We start from the raw sequence: 16,379 nt of genomic DNA on the forward strand, positions 1-16,379 counted from the left end.
GGGCTAAAGGCAGAAGTATGAAATTTCGGGTGAGCCATTTTCGTAGCTCACCCGTTAGCACTATCAGGTATCAGGCGGCTTTCTTGAGGCAGGCGCTCATAAACTTATTACGATCATCACCTTTCAGAGATTGTTGCGTTGCTTGATTATTACATTCGCGCATCTTTTGCTGCTGTGGCGTCAAACTTTTTTCACCTGGCGCAGACTTGCTGTTCTTCAGGCAATCACTCATGTAGGTCTTACGAGCATCCCCTTTCAACGCCTGCGCCGTCGCCTGCTGATTACAGGAGGTCATACGCTGTTGTTGCGGGGTTAAGGTTCTCTCGGCAGCGCCGACGGTGGTTAAAAAAACCAGTCCGAAAAGCAAGGTAACCAGTAATGTTATTTTCATAGCACCATCCCTCTTCATGTTTTAACCATGAGCGTTTGCGCCCGTGATCTGCCATTAAGTCTGGTTGCTAACAGCAAAAAAACCACCCGACAGCGAAAATTCACCGCCGGGCGCGGTTTTATTTCAGCCCCAGGGCGGCTTTCATGGTGTAGAAGAGATCGGTCTGGTCGGTCAGTCCAACGACATTGGCGGCATGTGGGCCATACGCCGCAATACGCAGCTGACTACCGGTATGTTCTTGTGAATCCTCTTCGGAGTTCCCGTAACTCATCACCATCACTGCGCCATCTTTGGTATTTAGCGCCTGGGTGAGGCCCGGCGCTTTGGTGTCCGGCGCGACAATCTGGCTGGCGTGGGCGTGATCAGCGGTGACTATGACCAGCGTGTTGCCATCCTTTTTAGCGAATTCCAGCGCCCGTTGTACGGCTTCGTCGAGATCGACCGTCTCGCCAATTTGCCCACAAGGATTCGCCGCGTGATCCTGTTTATCGATTGATGCACCTTCAACTTGCAGGAAAAAGCCTTTCTCATTTTTACTCAACAATTCAATGGCTTTATCAGTCATCTGCGCCAGGGTCGGTACGCTGTCATTACGTTGCGGATTAGGCGTACAGGTAACTGCGGGCTTGTCGATATTGCCGTGGTACGTTGCTTTTGGTCCTTGCCAGCGCACTGGCATATTGCCGTCAGCAAACAGGCCAAGCAGGGGTTTTTGCTGGTTCGCTTCCGTCACCGCGTTCAGCGAGGCAGCATCGTTCACTAACTGATAACCACGCACCTGCGCCTGTTCACGCAGCGTTTTTCCCTGCCATTCACCAGCGGTTGCCGTTTCCGCAAAGGTTTTTGCGCCGCCGCCAAGCGTAACATCGGCACGGGCGTTAAGCAGCTGTTCGGTAATCGATCCTTTTCCGCCTTTTTCCAGCGCGTTACCCGGACATTTTTCACTGGTCGCGCTCGGACCGTAGCATTTGCGCGAAGTCACATGCGCCACCAACGCGGCGGGAGTGGCATCCTGCAACTCTGCGGTAGAAACGTTACCGGTCGCCAGCCCTGCGGCTTTTGCCATTTCCAGAATCGTTGGGTGATCTTTTTCATGAATATCGACACCCAATGCGCCATTATAGGTTTTGACACCGGTTGACCAGGCAGTTGCTGATGCAGCCGAGTCGGTAACGTAGTCCGGTTTGCCGGTTTTTTTATTCAGCGCATAGTGAGTGTATTGCCCGGTAAGCGGTAAGGCATCAATACCTTTAAAAAAGCCGCCCGCACCTTCGGCATAATTACGTGCGGCAGTAATTTCCGAATCCCCCATCCCATCGCCAATCAGCAAAATAATATTTTTTGCAGGCTTATCGCTAAGAGAATCACGCAGAGCGGCGCTCTGATCACCCGTTAAGCGGCGAGCACCGCCGGGTGCAGTAATATCGCCCTGAGCAGCCCGGTTTTCCAGAATAGGCATTTCTGGTGTCCGGGCTTTTGTCACAGGGGTAAACAGTAACGGTAAGAGTGCCAGTGCAATAGTGCTTTGTTTCACTTTATTTTCTCCATGTACAAATACATTAAAAAATAAAAACAAAGCGACTATAAGTCTCAGCCGTGACAGCTTTATGACAGCTGTTGAAAAGATTACCTTTTTACTGACGAGGATGCTTCAATAACTTCTTTACATAATCGCGCAGCAGCTCCGTATCGTCGTCAGGAATGCTGGCATCGGGCTTTACCTCGTAAAGTGCCCCCTCTACCTGATCAATCAACCGCTGTTGGTCATTTTGCGCCATATTACGAAGCATTGCAGTGACGATAATCTCCAGTGCTTCTACCTGCGCGCACAGTTCTTTCGACTCTTCTTCTTTTTGGGCAAGCTTAAATAACAACTCAGCAATGAGATTTTTCATGTCTGTATTTCCTTATCCAAAGTATGGAGAAGTTAACATTATGCTTCACAACTTCATAGTGTCTGGAGGTAGTATTTTTATGACGAATGAAATACTTTGCGCAAATATTTTTTCCATATTTATCAGCGAAACGTTTCTCTTATTTAAATAAGTAACCATACAAAGTATAGGTTTTTAATTATCAACCTTTATTATAAGTAAAAGTTATGAAATATATTCTCTTTGCCAACTTATAATTAAGAGAAAAAAACTCACTGCATGGCCATTTAAACCAGGAATAAATTAGCTTCCCGTTCATCATTTTTGTGATCTTGCGCACATCTTTGAGATAACGCACTTTCTTCACCAGTACGTTGCACACTTTGTCAGTAGAAGATTGCAACATTCTGTCAGAAGGCCGCGAATCCCCCGTTTTGTCGTGGTAATGTATGCACTTTGTGTTAGACGGGATAGGTTTTCAAGATGGAAAAACTGCGGGTAGGAATCGTTTTTGGTGGTAAATCAGCGGAACATGAAGTGTCTTTGCAATCGGCAAAAAACATTGTCGATGCCATTGATAAAAGTCGCTTCGACGTTGTGCTGCTGGGCATTGATAAACAAGGGCAATGGCACGTCAGCGATGCCAACAATTATCTGCTAAATGCAGACGATCCTGCCCATATTGCGTTGCGCCCTTCGGCGACCAGTCTTGCGCAGGTGCCTGGTAAACATGAGCATCAGCTTATCGACGCGCAAAACGGTCAGCCATTGCCGACGGTGGATGTCATTTTCCCGATTGTTCACGGTACGCTAGGCGAAGATGGTTCCTTGCAGGGAATGCTGCGGGTCGCCAATTTACCGTTTGTGGGTTCTGATGTTCTGGCGTCAGCAGCCTGTATGGATAAAGATGTCACCAAACGTCTGCTACGCGATGCCGGGCTGAACATTGCGCCATTTATTACCCTGACACGCACCAATCGTCAAAACATCAGTTTTGCCGAAGTGAAGTCAAAACTGGGGTTACCGCTGTTTGTAAAACCCGCTAACCAAGGCTCTTCTGTTGGTGTCAGCAAAGTAACCAGTGAAGAAGAGTACGCAATTGCCGTCGATCTGGCGTTCGAGTTCGATCATAAAGTGATCGTTGAGCAAGGGATCAAAGGTCGTGAGATCGAATGCGCGGTTCTGGGCAACGACAATCCGCAAGCCAGTACCTGTGGCGAGATCGTACTAACCAGCGATTTCTATGCCTACGACACCAAGTACATTGACGAAGATGGCGCGAAAGTGGTGGTTCCAGCAGCCATTACGCCTGAAATTAACGATAAGATCCGGGCAATTGCCGTTCAGGCTTATCAAACGTTGGGTTGCGCAGGCATGGCGCGTGTAGACGTGTTTTTAACCCCAGAGAACGAAGTGGTAATCAACGAGATCAACACACTGCCAGGCTTCACCAACATCAGTATGTATCCGAAGCTGTGGCAAGCCAGCGGTTTGGGTTACACCGACCTGATCACACGTCTGATCGAGTTGGCGCTGGAGCGTCACGCTGCGGATAACGCATTGAAAACCACAATGTAATTTTTAAATGCCCAATAACTGTTATTGGGCATTTAAGACTGTAAGATTGCCTGATGCGCTTTGCTTATCAGGCCTACAAGATAATTGCAATATACTGATTTTGTAGGCAGGATAAGGCGTTCGCGCCGCATCCGGCAAAAACAACGAGCACTTTGTCAGCCCCCAGAACGCCCAATCCTCTGTTATTGGGCGTTTTCAGTTTCTTCATCGCGACGACGAATAATCAGCCCCGCGAGCCAGAAACTAATCACCCACGTCACCAGACCAACGGCATAGGTCTGCCAACCTTTTGCTTCAAATCCCAGTAACCCCACCACGCCATTAAGAATGAATATCAGGCCAATGGCGAACGCATAGTAGTGCCAGTCACGGCGAATTTTTACAGGCAGACTCATGGCAGCTCCGTTAACGAAAAATAACATCTTCGCATAATCGATAACTTACGTCTGTGGGGTAGACAGCATTTCCCGTATCGTTAAAAAATTTAACTTAAAGTTACCGTTTTGTGACTCGTGACAAATATTCCCGCTTCGGGAATATTCCCAACATCAATTTACCATGATTCTGATATTGACAATCTTAATGACCTGTCAGACTTGCCATAAGCCGCTGGTATGACACCAGAAGAGAAGCAGATGACTTCCGGAGGTTTTTATGGCTGATTTCACCCTGTCAAAATCGCTGTTTAGCGGAAAATATCGCAATGCCTCTTCTACGCCTGGCAACATTGCCTATGCGTTGTTTGTGCTGTTTTGCTTTTGGGCTGGGGCGCAATTGCTGAACCTGTTAGTGCATGCGCCCGGCGTCTATGAGCGTTTAATGCAGGCTCAGGAAACAGGCCGCCCACGGGTGGAAATTGGTTTAGGTGTCGGTACCATTTTCGGGCTGATCCCATTTTTAATTGGCTGCTTCATTTTTGCAGTGGTGGCGCTATGGCTGCACTGGCGACATCGCCGCCAGTAAGAGTAGGTTGCCAGATGCGGCCTAAAATGCCTTATCTGGCCTGGCGTTGCCTTTTGCTTACTGTTTCATACAACGCGCCCGCCGTTCGTCTACGCGCTTCGCAAACCAGGCCGTAGTCAGATTGCGGGTAATTTTCGGGCTTTCCAGTTGGATGCCGGGCAACATTTCGCGGGGTAGTGATCTACCCGTTTTCGCTTCGGCAAGTTGATAAACTTTCTTGTACAGCGCCGTCTCCTCAAAAGAGAAGCTGTCCCCTTTCTCTAACTGACGGCGAATTTCGCTGTCGCTCATCCCCAGTTTGCCTGCCAGTTTGCGCGTTGCCAGCTCTGTTTTCCCAGGTTCTTTACTGTCGTAACGAATTAAATCACCGTCCAGCGCCAGCTTTATGCCAGTGGCCTTACTGACCGCGTTCTGAAAAGCGGCATTACGGCTGGCGTACCAGCCAGCGTTAAAATCGGCAAAACGGTATATCGGCGCGCTATAACTGGCGGGATAATTCAGTAAATGGTAAGTACCGAACCACAATCCGCCGCGGCGACTGAAGACTTCCTGACGGACTGTACCGTCCATTTTCCACGGATACCCTTTGGTATGCTGTTCGGCAAACGCAATGCTGACCTGCATCGGTCCACCGGTACGTACCGGATTAAGCGAACCAAACAGCGTCTGCCCCATTGGCACCATGCTGATCAAATCGTCAAAAATCGCGCTTAATTGCTTTTCTGTACGCACAGAATCTAACCGCTCACTATAACTTTTACCGTTTGGCGATTTGATTTTTAGCGCGGTATGAACCAGAAAAGCAGGGATGTGCATCCGTTCGGCACGACGGTCAATCTCTTGCCATGCTATCTTGCTTAAGCCCGGAACGGGCGGATCTGCCTGATAATTTGACTCCTGCTGCGCCACCGCCAGCACCGAGCAGACATTTTCCAGCGTCGGTGCCAGCCCCTGACTTTCAAACGTGGTGGCGAGATCTTTCGCCCAGGCATCGCGGTCTTTCACGCTCGCGGGCATCTTCTGCCGCACGACGCTCGCCACATCTATCGCTTTTTCGCCCTTTTTCAACGGTTGCGGAGCCTGACTACTACACCCTGCTAAAACCAGAACCGCCAACAACGAAAGCGAAGATAGATGATTGACGCGCGACATTACTTCTCCTTTTTAACTCAAGGTATGGGTTACTTCCTGAATTTTGTCACCATCCAGCTCATGTTCAAAGCTGCGCAGACGTTTGTAGATAGACATCAACTCAACCAGCGTGGTCCATGAGTTAATCAGGTACTGAAAAGCACCGCGAACCTGACCAAAAACGTTGGTAATCTGCGTCATCAGGCCGAGCGTAATCGTACCGGCAACAATCGACGGAAACAGCAAGAACAAACCGAAAACGTTATCGACCTGCAAATAGAGAATGCGGGCGATGTTGAAATACATATAGTGAAAATAGAGGCGGAAATAGTTTTTCCGCACGGCGCTAAACAGCTCGCGTACCGTAGGCGGCGTCGCGCGCGATGCATCGTCTTCACCATAAACCAACTCTTTACGGTAGGCAGCCTCTACACGCTGATTTTTAAACTCCAGTCCCGGCAGTTTGATCCCTACCACTGCCAGCAATCCGGTCCCCATCAACGACCATACGATAGCAGCAATCACCAGACCATACGGAATATGCCCGACAATCGGCAGCTCCGGCACATGCGCAGAGAGCGTTACCAGTACCGGCAGGAAGGCGATCAACGTCATGATAGCGTTGATAAAACTGACGCCCATATTCTCAAGCGTTGAAGCAAAACGCATGGTGTCTTCCTGCACACGCTGGGCGGCACCTTCGATATGACGCAGTTGTTGCCAGTTCGCCATGTAATATTCGTTCATCGCCGTACGCCAGCGGAACACGTAGTGACTGACAAAGAAGTTGTTCAGCACACTGATCACCACCGCGATCAGCGCAATCCCCAGAAAGACGCCCACTTCGCGGTAAAATTGTTCGATAGTGACTTTATGCGGCGAACTTAGCGCAGTTTGAATCAGATCATAAAACGGCGCATACCAGGCGTTGACGGCAACTCCAACTTCCACCAAAAACCAGGTGACGAAGATTATCAACGCAGTACCGAGTATTGACCAGTATTGCCAACGATGCGGGCTATAAATAAACCAGAACAGTGCAAAAAGCCCTACGCAAACAATGTAGTAAGCGTAAAAAATCAGGAAATCTAACGACCAGAAACGCGCGGCGCTAATTGGGATCTGCCCGGAAGCTCCGGTGATGCGAGCCACCCAGTCCCCCCCACCGGCTTGCCAGAAGATAACGGCAATCAATGCCCAAACAAAGGCCGAGAGAAAAAACGTTCCCGGCTTTGGGAAAAAAGACTTAAACATATGCACTCCTGCTAACTTCTTATCGTTTTAACAACTGCTGTGTATTAACCGCATGACCGCTACATAGAATCAGCCAAATGAAACCGCCCATTGTGACCCATAGCAAGGCGCATAGTTCGCCAGCCTGACCATAAGAATTGTTTCGACGGATTTCACAAACCAAAGATTATTTACATTAGCGGATTAACACGCGCAGGATCACAAATGCAGGCATTGGTGAGCAGGAAAAAGATCGTGTTTACGCGCCGTTACGTTTTTAACACTATTATTGCACTAATTCGCCCTTTGCAATCCATCAATGAGTAGTATAAATACGCTCAGTTACCTTCATTCAATCTATGGACACCACCGTTGAAACGTAGTCTGCTTTTTTCTGCCGTGCTTTGTGCGGCGTTATTGACCCCCGTCCATGCGGCGCAGCCGATCACTGAACCGGAGTTCGCCTCTGATATTGTCGATCGTTATGCCGATCATATTTTTTATGGCAGTGGTGCCACGGGGATGGCGCTGGTTGTTATCGACGGTAACCAGCGCGTCTTTCGCAGTTATGGCGAAACGCGCCCGGGTAATAACGTTCGCCCGCAGCTGGATTCGGTCGTGCGTATTGCTTCGCTTACCAAGCTAATGACCAGTGAGTTGCTGGTGAAATTGCTCGACCAGGGGACCGTGAAGTTAAACGATCCGCTAAGTAAATATGCTCCACCAGGCGCACGCGTGCCGACTTACAATGGCACGCCTATTACCCTGGTGAATCTGGCAACCCATACCAGTGCCCTGCCCCGTGAACAGCCGGGAGGTGCGGCACATCGTCCAGTGTTTGTCTGGCCAACGCGCGAGCAACGCTGGAAATACCTTTCTACGGCGAAGCTGAAAGCCGCGCCAGGCAGTCAGGCGGCATACTCTAACCTTGCGTTCGACCTGCTGGCAGATGCACTGGCGAATGCTTCCGGCAAGCCTTATACCCAGTTGTTTGAAGAGCAGATTACCCGTCCGTTGGGGATGAAAGACACGACCTACACTCCATCGCCGGATCAGTGCCGACGTTTAATGGTTGCTGAGCGCGGTGCCAGTCCATGCAATAACACGCTGGCGGCAATTGGCAGCGGCGGAGTCTATTCCACGCCTGGCGATATGATGCGCTGGATGCAGCAGTATTTGTCATCTGATTTTTATCAGCGCAGTAACCAGGCAGATCGCATGCAGACGTTGATTTATCAGCGAGCGCAGTTTACAAAAGTGATTGGCATGGATGTCCCCGGCAAAGCGGATGCGCTTGGTTTAGGCTGGGTATATATGGCCCCGAAAGAGGGTCGTCCAGGGATTATTCAGAAGACAGGTGGTGGTGGCGGTTTCATTACCTATATGGCGATGATCCCGCAGAAGAATATTGGCGCGTTTGTGGTGGTTACTCGTTCGCCGTTGACGCGCTTTAAAAATATGAGCGATGGCATCAATGACCTGGTGACCGAACTGAGCGGGAATAAACCGTTGGTCATCCCCGCGTCCTGATTAATACTCTGAAGGCAAACGGTTGATAGCAACCAGTTTGCCTTTATTCATTTCGATATAGCCGCCTTTACGTAAAGCAGCGAGAACTTCTGCGACGACAGAACGCGATATGCGTGTACGTTGATGGATATAATTCATCACGCCAATACGTGAGCGCAATTCTTCATTCCAGTCAATCATTGATAATAACGTGGCGCGGATTTGTTCGTAGGAATTATGTCCAATGAGCTGCACATCGCGTAATTCCAGAATTCTATTTTGCCAGGCTAACCAGTAAAAAGCGTCTCGCCAGAGTTGATTTTGTTCAATAAGCGTAATGGTTTGTTTGGCTGGCAGATGATATCCCGTACAATTTCCTTCTGATATTAATTTGTATGGTATATCGTTTTTCATCAATCCATCAGCCAGTCCCATAATATAAGGAGCCTGGGTAATACCGATAAGTACGTTTTCTTCTCTACGCAAAGAGATAACGCCCTCTAAAATAACGAAAGTATCTTCGCTATTGACATCACTTGAAAATATAACTTGCTTTTCATTATTAAACTCGAAGCGCGTGCCGTATCTGGACAAACATTTATCGAGCTTACCAAATTCCTGAAGAGGTTTAACTACAGATAACATTTGCGCGTCCTTTGCAGTAATGCCCGTCAAATCCTTGACGGGCATTATTTAGATTAAATTACCTATTTCTTCGGAGTGAAGAATATTACCAGGTATATTTAACACCCACATTCGCGGACCAATCTTGATCTACGTCACCACCACCGAGGTAGTTAGCATCGGTATAGGCGCTGAAGTTCTTGGTGAAGCTGAACTGAGTACCCAGACCAACACGTACCGCAGACCCTTCAGTACCGTTATCGATGGAATCACCGTTCACATCGTTATCGTTGTTAGAGTCGTCGTAGACGTAAGCCAGTTTGAAGTACGGAGTCAGAGCCTGGTCTTCGCTGTAGGTGAAGGTATAACCTGCATCTACACCCAGTTCATAACGCATGCTGTCGTAAGACTGACCGTCAACTTTCATGTCGTTGCTCAGCTGGTAGTCATCACCAGACTGGAACAGACCAGAAATGCTGCCGTAAGGAGTCACGTAACCAGCATCACCCAGTTTGAAGTCGTAACCGGCTTTCAAACCGAAGCCCCAAGCGTCAGAGTTGGTGCTACCGTCAACGTAAGTACCGTTGCTCATGGTTGCAGACAGGTCGTTGTTGAAGTGAGAGTAGCTCAAGCTACCATCAACAAAGACGTTGTTCGCGAAGTGAGCAGAAGAGTAGATGTAGGCAGTCTGGCTGTCTTGATCCACCTGACCAGAACGGTCATTCATATCACCTTTAGCGAAGCCTGCAGCCGCACCGACGATCCACTTAGCGTTGTTACCGTCAACTTTGGTATCAACACCGACCATGATGCCGTTTACATCCTGATCATAGTTAATGGTGCCGTTGTCGCCGTTGAAGTTACCACCGAAGTAGCTTACCCATGCGCCGCCGTTATCAGCCAGGCCATGACGAGAGTTGGTCAGACGAGTACCAACGGTGTCTTGTTCCAGGTTCCAGATATTGGTGTTTGCAGACGGGATGCTCAGCGCCATGTTAGCGTAGTCGGTCAGCTCCATCTGTTGCAGAACAACGGTGTTACCGCGCTGCTCAGCCTGATAGGTGTATGCACCCAGGTCAGCTTTGTTAGCAGCAGAGAAGGTCGCGTTGGTATTAACGTCGTTTACGTAGATAATTTCTTTATCTTTGTAATCAGCGATTGCGCCAGCGCCAGTTGCGTTGTCGATACGAACTTTGTAGTTACCGGTTGCAGCAACAACGTTGTCAACAGAGCTGTTATCCAGTTCAGTACCATTGTCTACATCGCCGTTACCGTTGATAGTCAGGTGACCATCAGAGTTCATAGCAACAATACCGTAACCGTAGTTAGACTTGGTAGTATCCCAGGTACGGTCGTTCACAAGATCAGCGTTCAGAACATAATCGCTGCTGTTGATGTCGAACACACCAGCAACTACGTTGCCGTTGTGGTCAGCGATGTTGCCGCTAGTCAGTTCCAGTTTATCTGTACGGAAAGCTTCAGTATCGAACTGATCAACATTCACATCCAGCACACCACCGTTAGTTACGGTGATAGTATTGGTATACAGATTAGAATAATTATTCCAACCAGTAGATTCGGTTAAATTAACGGTACTGTAGCTATCAACAGTCAGGTGGTCTGTAGCAACCACGCCATTTGCACCAATATTCAGTGAAGAACCGTTGGTTAAACCAATGGTATCTGATACCAGAGAGGAATCAGTAACATTTACCTGAGAGCCATTATTTACAGCTAATGTATCAATTACTGAACTATTAACGGTATTCCATTCTGAACTATTGTTCAGTGCTACGTTAAATACGCCGCTCTGGAATACTTTGTTGTCAATCATACGGCCCCAATCATTAGCTTCGATGGTGGCACCAGGGGTCAGGCTGTTCGGCGCAACGTCATACATATCTGCCGGAGCAATTACTTCAGCACTCATGTTTGCTGAACCAACCCACTTACTACCGTTATTCAGAGTAATGTTCAGTTCGTCAACGTTCTGAGCGTCATCTACCCAACCGCCGTTGGTATCAAGGACGCCGTCGCCGTTGCTGTCATGACCGGTGGAAAAGAAGAATACGCCATCGTTATTCCAGTGACTTGTAAATTCGACATCACCCAACAGAGTTGAATGGTCAAAGTTTACATTGTTTTTCATGGAATAATTTGAGCTAGCATTGTCAGTGAATGACAGTGCTACGTCATTCTGACCACCATCACCAGCGTAATCACTTGGTTCATCAGATTTACCAAAAAAGCCATTGCTTTCTTCCAGCGGAGTCTGTGATCCTGAAGTTACAGTGGAGTTAGACACATTAATGTTGTTGTCCCACTGATGATATTCGCTAGTATAAGTTGTGTTGCTTGTATTGCCTTCAGACAGCGCAATACCAGCAACACGGGAGTTGTTGGTAATATTGATATTGCTTTCAACATCAAGATTTACTGCAACACCCAGAGCGGTATAGAACGTTTCATTGGTTGACTTAGATTTATCACCATCAAGATATGTGTCAGTGAAGTAAAGCGCTTCATAGTCATCATCAATGGTGGAATTGGATACGTTCAGAGTGAATACATCACCATCGTACCAATTGTAGTCAAGGTCAGTAGTGGTTCCATTATGGAAAGTGTAGCCGTTATAAATCTGTGGTGATGTAACTTCACCTTTCTCATTAACTTTTTCAGGCGTAATGCTGTAATAACCAAATGGCAGTTCAGAGGTGATTGCCCCATGAATTACTGAATTGCTGATATCTACCTGGTTAACAGAACCGCTAGCGTAATCATGATTCAAGTAATAAGTAGAAATGGTACCGTTAACGGTATCGCCTTTAAAGACGGTATCGAAATCACCATTGGCATTGTTATAGTAAACAAAACCATTGTAAGTTACGTAGTTACCATCTGAACCCATCGGGTCCATACCGCCAACATCGGCAATTCCATCATTGTCAGTGTCATACGGCCAAACTAAATCGGTCGTGGTGTTGTCATGATACCCCCAGGTATCATAGTTTGCTGCATTAGCCTGAGAGGTGATAGCCAGAGTGCAAGCCAATGCTAATTGTGATACTACAAGTTTCTTTTTCCAGGAGTGCATTTGTCATCCCTCCTCAGGGACGTAATAAGTTGATCCATCAATTATCAATGCATAGAAAACATATTATGTTTCGCGTTTACGATTATGCGGCGTTATAGAGGAATGGTTCAATTATTCTTTCCCCTAAGTCCGATTGCGGACATATATAAAGCACGTGAACACACATAAAGAAATAAATAACAAAAATACATTATTTCAATAGGTTAATGAAAGCGCCAATTTTAAAACATAGACCATAAAAATATAAAACAACCAAACTAGACAAATAATGTATCAATAAGCAATGAACTTTACGCTATTCACTTTTTGAAAACGTCACCAAATCCCCAAAAACAATAATCTATAGCTATAAATAAAAATTAAAAATATTTTCAATGAATATAAATTTATTGCTATTTCTATTACAAAGATGTCCTGACCTCTCATTCATTCTCTTCTTGTCAACATCGCGACAACTTTCGTAAAACATCCCCACCCTGCTTCAGGTATACTATGCCCCTCGATTCCACAAACATCAGGCAGACCATGACAGACTTAATCCAACGCCCTCGTCGCCTGCGCAAATCTCCTGCGCTGCGCGCTATGTTTGAAGAGACAACACTTAGCCTTAACGACCTGGTGTTGCCGATCTTTGTTGAAGAAGAAATTGACGACTACAAAGCCGTTGAAGCCATGCCAGGCGTGATGCGCATTCCAGAGAAACATCTGGCACGCGAAATTGAACGCATCGCCAACGCCGGTATTCGTTCCGTGATGACTTTCGGCATCTCTCACCATACCGATGAAACCGGCAGCGATGCCTGGCGGGAAGATGGACTGGTGGCGCGTATGTCGCGCATCTGCAAGCAGACCGTGCCAGAAATGATCGTTATGTCAGACACCTGCTTCTGTGAATACACATCTCACGGTCACTGCGGTGTTCTGTGCGAGCATGGCGTCGACAACGACGCGACTCTGGAAAATTTAGGCAAGCAAGCCGTGGTTGCAGCTGCTGCAGGCGCAGACTTCATCGCCCCTTCTGCCGCGATGGATGGCCAGGTACAAGCGATTCGCCAGGCGCTGGACGCTGCGGGCTTTAAAGATACGGCGATCATGTCGTATTCGACCAAGTTCGCCTCTTCCTTTTATGGTCCGTTCCGTGAAGCGGCGGGAAGTGCATTAAAAGGCGATCGCAAAAGTTATCAGATGAACCCAATGAACCGTCGCGAGGCGATTCGTGAGTCACTGCTGGATGAAGCCCAGGGCGCAGACTGCCTGATGGTTAAACCAGCCGGAGCGTACCTCGACATCGTGCGTGAGCTGCGTGAGCGTACTGAATTGCCGATTGGTGCGTATCAGGTCAGCGGTGAGTATGCGATGATTAAGTTCGCCGCGCTGGCGGGTGCTATAGATGAAGAGAAAGTGGTGCTCGAAAGTTTAGGTTCAATTAAGCGTGCGGGTGCGGATCTGATTTTCAGCTACTTTGCGCTGGATCTGGCTGAGAAGAAGATTCTGCGTTAATGTTCATTATGCCGGGTTATCCAACCCGGCATTTCCCCCTTACCCCGCCAGATAAAACGGTTTATCCCCAAGGATCGTCGCCCGATGCATAATCCGCCGCTGTGGCAGGTAATCCGCATTGGCATAGTGCTGAGTCACGCGGTTATCCCAAATCGCGATATCATTTGGCTGCCAGCGCCAACGTACCTGAAACTCCGGTTTGGTGATATGGGCAAACAAAAAACCTAACAAGGCTTCGCTCTCTTTCTCGCTGACATCAACAATTCGTGTGGTAAAACCTTCGTTCACAAACAGCGCCTGTTTACCGGTCACCGGATGCGTTCGCACCACCGGATGGAGCAACGGTGGATTTTTCGCGACCGCCTCGCGCCAGCGTTGATGCTCATCCTCGGTTTTGCGGTACTTGTATTCCGGGAACGATTTACGGAAATCATGCTCCGCACGTAGCCCGCTCAATAGTTGACGGAAGGGAACTGAGAGCGCCTCATAGGCCGCAATACCGCTGCTCCATAGCGTATCGCCGCCGGTCGAGGGTAACTCTTTCGCCGCCAGAATCGCCCCTGCGGGTGGCGTTTCAATAAATGTCACATCGGTGTGCCAGTTATCGTTATCCGGCGGATTATCGTTATGAGTATCCAGTACGATAATCTCCTCAACCCCTTCGGCATGAGGGTAAACAGGATGAATATGCAGTTCGCCAAAACGCTGGGCCAGCGCGCGTTGCTGCTGCGGTGTAATGGCTTGTTCACGCACAAATACCACCTGATGGCGCAGTACCGCATGGTAAAGCTGTTCAAACTGATTATCGCTTAACGGACGCGTCAGGTCGACACCCGTAATTTGTGCACCGATATACGGCCCCAGCGGGGTAATGCTCAGACGTTCACTCATTGTACTTCTCCATGCCAGGGCGTCAGGCGGCGCTGTAACGCGCGCAGACCCAGTTCTAAAAGAAAGGCGATAATCGCAATCACCGCGATCCCCGCCAGCACCACGTCAGTCGCGAGAAATTCACCCGCTGACTGGACCATAAAACCCAAACCGCGCGTCGCGGCAATCAACTCCGCCGCCACCAGGGTAGACCAGCCCACACCCAGACCAATGCGTAATCCAGTGAGAATTTCCGGCAGCGCACCGGGCAAAATAACAAACCACAGTACCTGTGTTCGGCTGGCCCCCAGCGACTGAGCGGCACGAATGCGAACCTGCTGCGCGCTTTTCACCCCCGCCAGCGCCGACATCGCCACCGGTGCAAAAATCGCTAAATAGATCAGTAAGATCTTCGAGGTTTCACCAATACCAAACCAGATCACCATCAGCGGCAAATAAGCCAGCGGCGGCACCGGGCGATACAATTCAATTATCGGATCCAGAATGCCGCGCACCGTCGGACTTAGCCCCATGGCGATCCCGACCGGAATACCGATCAACACCGCCGCAATTAACGCCAGCACAATGCGCGTCAGGCTGGCGGCCAGATGCTGCCACAGCGTGGCGTCCATAAATCCCTGCGGCCCGGCAATGGTGAGCAGTTTTGCCAGTACCTGTTGCGGTGGCGGCAAAAACAGCGGGCTAATCAGTTGCAGCGCCGCCACCGCCCACCATACCGTGAGTAAAACCGCTAACGTGCCAATGCTTAAGGTCACCTGACGCGAGAGCGGCCAGCGCCATTTCAGCCGATGCGAATGCAGTTTTTCATTAATGAGCACACTCATGAGAACGCCTCCCGTTGCTCAAATACGCGGCTTAAAACATATTCGCGCATGGCGATGAATTGTGGATCGGACTTGATGCTGCGGCTCGGTTCCCCGGCAACAAAGCGGCGGGCGAAGTTGAGCGGCAGGCGTTCCAGCACGCGGCCTGGGCCGGGTGAAAGCAGAACCAGTTCAGTCGCCATAAACACCGCTTCTTCTATATCGTGGGTAATCAACAACACCTGCTTGCCTGTCTCCTGCCAGAGTTTCAGCAGCAGGGTTTGCATCTGGTCGCGGGTGAAGGCGTCCAGCGCACCAAACGGTTCGTCGAGTAATAACAGCTGGGGATTTGCCGCCAGCGCGCGGGCAATCCCTACCCGCTGACGTTGACCGCCGGAAAGCTGCCAGATGTAGCGTTTTTCTGCGCCTTCCAGCCCCACTTTTTTCACCATCTGGTGCGCGATTTCCAGGCGCGGCACTTTCTCTACACCTGCCAGTTGCAGGCCGAATGCCACGTTGTCTACCACATTACGCCACGGCAACAGCCCTTCATTCTGAAAAACCACGCCCCGCTCTGCGCCCGGTCCCTCAATGCACTTACCCGCCAGTTGAATGCTGCCATGCTGATAAGGCACAAAACCGGCAATCAGATTCAGCAAGGTGGTTTTGCCGCAGCCAGACGGTCCCAGAACCACCAGAAGCTCGCCGCTTTCCAGCGTCAGGTTGATATCTTCCAACGCCGGTTTGCCGCCATAATCGGCGTAAAGATGAGAGATTTGCAGCATCTG

16 protein-coding genes are annotated in these 16,379 nt (G+C 49.1%); 4 read left to right on the forward strand and 12 right to left on the reverse strand.

All coding sequences use genetic code 11. The features are described 5' to 3' along the window. Nucleotides 1-70 precede the first annotated feature (70 nt). The 4 genes from psiF to AACU19_RS11135 all read right to left on the reverse strand — a co-directional run bounded on the left by psiF (nt 71) and on the right by AACU19_RS11135 (nt 2,671). The gene (gene psiF, locus AACU19_RS11120) at nt 71-391 is read right to left on the reverse strand and encodes a phosphate starvation-inducible protein PsiF (protein ID WP_001295332.1); all 321 of its coding nucleotides are present in this window, start codon (nt 389-391) and stop codon (nt 71-73) included. A gap of 118 nt (nt 392-509) precedes the next feature. Beyond that, nucleotides 510-1,925, reverse strand: coding sequence for an alkaline phosphatase (gene phoA / locus AACU19_RS11125; RefSeq protein WP_001355162.1), 1,416 nt, complete (start codon nt 1,923-1,925; stop codon nt 510-512). A gap of 100 nt (nt 1,926-2,025) precedes the next feature. Beyond that, the gene (gene iraP, locus AACU19_RS11130) at nt 2,026-2,286 is read right to left on the reverse strand and encodes an anti-adapter protein IraP (protein ID WP_000792970.1); all 261 of its coding nucleotides are present in this window, start codon (nt 2,284-2,286) and stop codon (nt 2,026-2,028) included. A gap of 181 nt (nt 2,287-2,467) precedes the next feature. Continuing rightward, nucleotides 2,468-2,671: a hypothetical protein gene (locus tag AACU19_RS11135; RefSeq protein ID WP_001353412.1), complete on the reverse strand. Its 204-nt coding sequence runs from the start codon at nt 2,669-2,671 to the stop codon at nt 2,468-2,470. Nucleotides 2,672-2,748: 77 nt separating this feature from the next. Between AACU19_RS11135 and ddlA the strand changes: the two genes are divergently transcribed. Then, nucleotides 2,749-3,843, forward strand: a complete 1,095-nt coding sequence (gene ddlA / locus AACU19_RS11140) for a D-alanine--D-alanine ligase (RefSeq protein ID WP_000413662.1) — start codon at nt 2,749-2,751, stop codon at nt 3,841-3,843. Nucleotides 3,844-4,025: 182 nt separating this feature from the next. On the opposite strand, the gene AACU19_RS11145 is transcribed toward ddlA, so the two are convergent. Then, nucleotides 4,026-4,238, reverse strand: a complete 213-nt coding sequence (locus AACU19_RS11145) for a DUF2754 domain-containing protein (protein WP_000056900.1) — start codon at nt 4,236-4,238, stop codon at nt 4,026-4,028. Between the two features lie 259 nt (nt 4,239-4,497). On the opposite strand from AACU19_RS11145, the gene AACU19_RS11150 reads away from it, so the two are divergent. Further along, entirely contained in the window at nt 4,498-4,806 is a 309-nt protein-coding gene (locus AACU19_RS11150) for a YaiY family protein (RefSeq protein WP_000763146.1), read from the forward strand. A gap of 57 nt (nt 4,807-4,863) precedes the next feature. Here AACU19_RS11150 and yaiW read toward each other — a convergent pair whose 3' ends face one another. Both yaiW and sbmA read right to left on the reverse strand, forming a co-directional pair. Continuing rightward, nucleotides 4,864-5,958: a surface-exposed outer membrane lipoprotein YaiW gene (gene yaiW, locus AACU19_RS11155; RefSeq protein WP_000092052.1), complete on the reverse strand. Its 1,095-nt coding sequence runs from the start codon at nt 5,956-5,958 to the stop codon at nt 4,864-4,866. Nucleotides 5,959-5,970: 12 nt separating this feature from the next. Next, a complete protein-coding gene (gene sbmA, locus AACU19_RS11160) occupies nt 5,971-7,191 on the reverse strand; it encodes a peptide antibiotic transporter SbmA (RefSeq protein ID WP_001353414.1) in 1,221 nt (406 codons plus the stop codon). A 351-nt stretch (nt 7,192-7,542) separates the two neighbouring features. Here sbmA and ampH point away from each other — a divergent pair, with 351 nt between their 5' ends. Next, nucleotides 7,543-8,700: a D-alanyl-D-alanine-carboxypeptidase/endopeptidase AmpH gene (gene ampH, locus AACU19_RS11165; protein WP_000830728.1), complete on the forward strand. Its 1,158-nt coding sequence runs from the start codon at nt 7,543-7,545 to the stop codon at nt 8,698-8,700. Here ampH and iprA read toward each other — a convergent pair whose 3' ends face one another. Together iprA and AACU19_RS11175 are read right to left on the reverse strand one after the other, a co-directional pair. Next, nucleotides 8,701-9,324: a hydrogen peroxide resistance inhibitor IprA gene (iprA, locus tag AACU19_RS11170; RefSeq protein WP_001295817.1), complete on the reverse strand. Its 624-nt coding sequence runs from the start codon at nt 9,322-9,324 to the stop codon at nt 8,701-8,703. It abuts the gene before it with no gap. Between the two features lie 85 nt (nt 9,325-9,409). Further along, entirely contained in the window at nt 9,410-12,397 is a 2,988-nt protein-coding gene (locus AACU19_RS11175) for an autotransporter outer membrane beta-barrel domain-containing protein (protein WP_105278241.1), read from the reverse strand. 525 nt (nt 12,398-12,922) lie between these two features. On the opposite strand from AACU19_RS11175, the gene hemB reads away from it, so the two are divergent. Then, entirely contained in the window at nt 12,923-13,897 is a 975-nt protein-coding gene (gene hemB / locus AACU19_RS11180) for a porphobilinogen synthase (protein WP_001295337.1), read from the forward strand. 39 nt (nt 13,898-13,936) lie between these two features. Here the strand turns inward: hemB and tauD are convergent, their stop codons facing one another. From tauD to tauB, 3 genes are read right to left on the reverse strand one after another with little or no spacing between them, the layout of a single operon-like run. Further along, nucleotides 13,937-14,788, reverse strand: coding sequence for a taurine dioxygenase (gene tauD, locus AACU19_RS11185; RefSeq protein ID WP_105278242.1), 852 nt, complete (start codon nt 14,786-14,788; stop codon nt 13,937-13,939). Further along, nucleotides 14,785-15,612, reverse strand: a complete 828-nt coding sequence (gene tauC / locus AACU19_RS11190; protein WP_105278243.1) for a taurine ABC transporter permease TauC — start codon at nt 15,610-15,612, stop codon at nt 14,785-14,787. Before tauC ends, tauD begins: the two co-directional genes overlap by 4 nt. After that, nucleotides 15,609-16,376, reverse strand: a complete 768-nt coding sequence (tauB, locus tag AACU19_RS11195) for a taurine ABC transporter ATP-binding subunit (protein ID WP_105278244.1) — start codon at nt 16,374-16,376, stop codon at nt 15,609-15,611. The genes tauC and tauB overlap by 4 nt, the downstream gene beginning before the upstream one ends. Between the last annotated feature and the right edge of the window lie 3 nt (nt 16,377-16,379).

The organism is Escherichia sp. MOD1-EC4550, assembly GCF_963876935.1.
In the GTDB taxonomy this organism is placed as follows: Bacteria; Pseudomonadota; Gammaproteobacteria; order Enterobacterales; family Enterobacteriaceae; genus Escherichia; species Escherichia coli_F.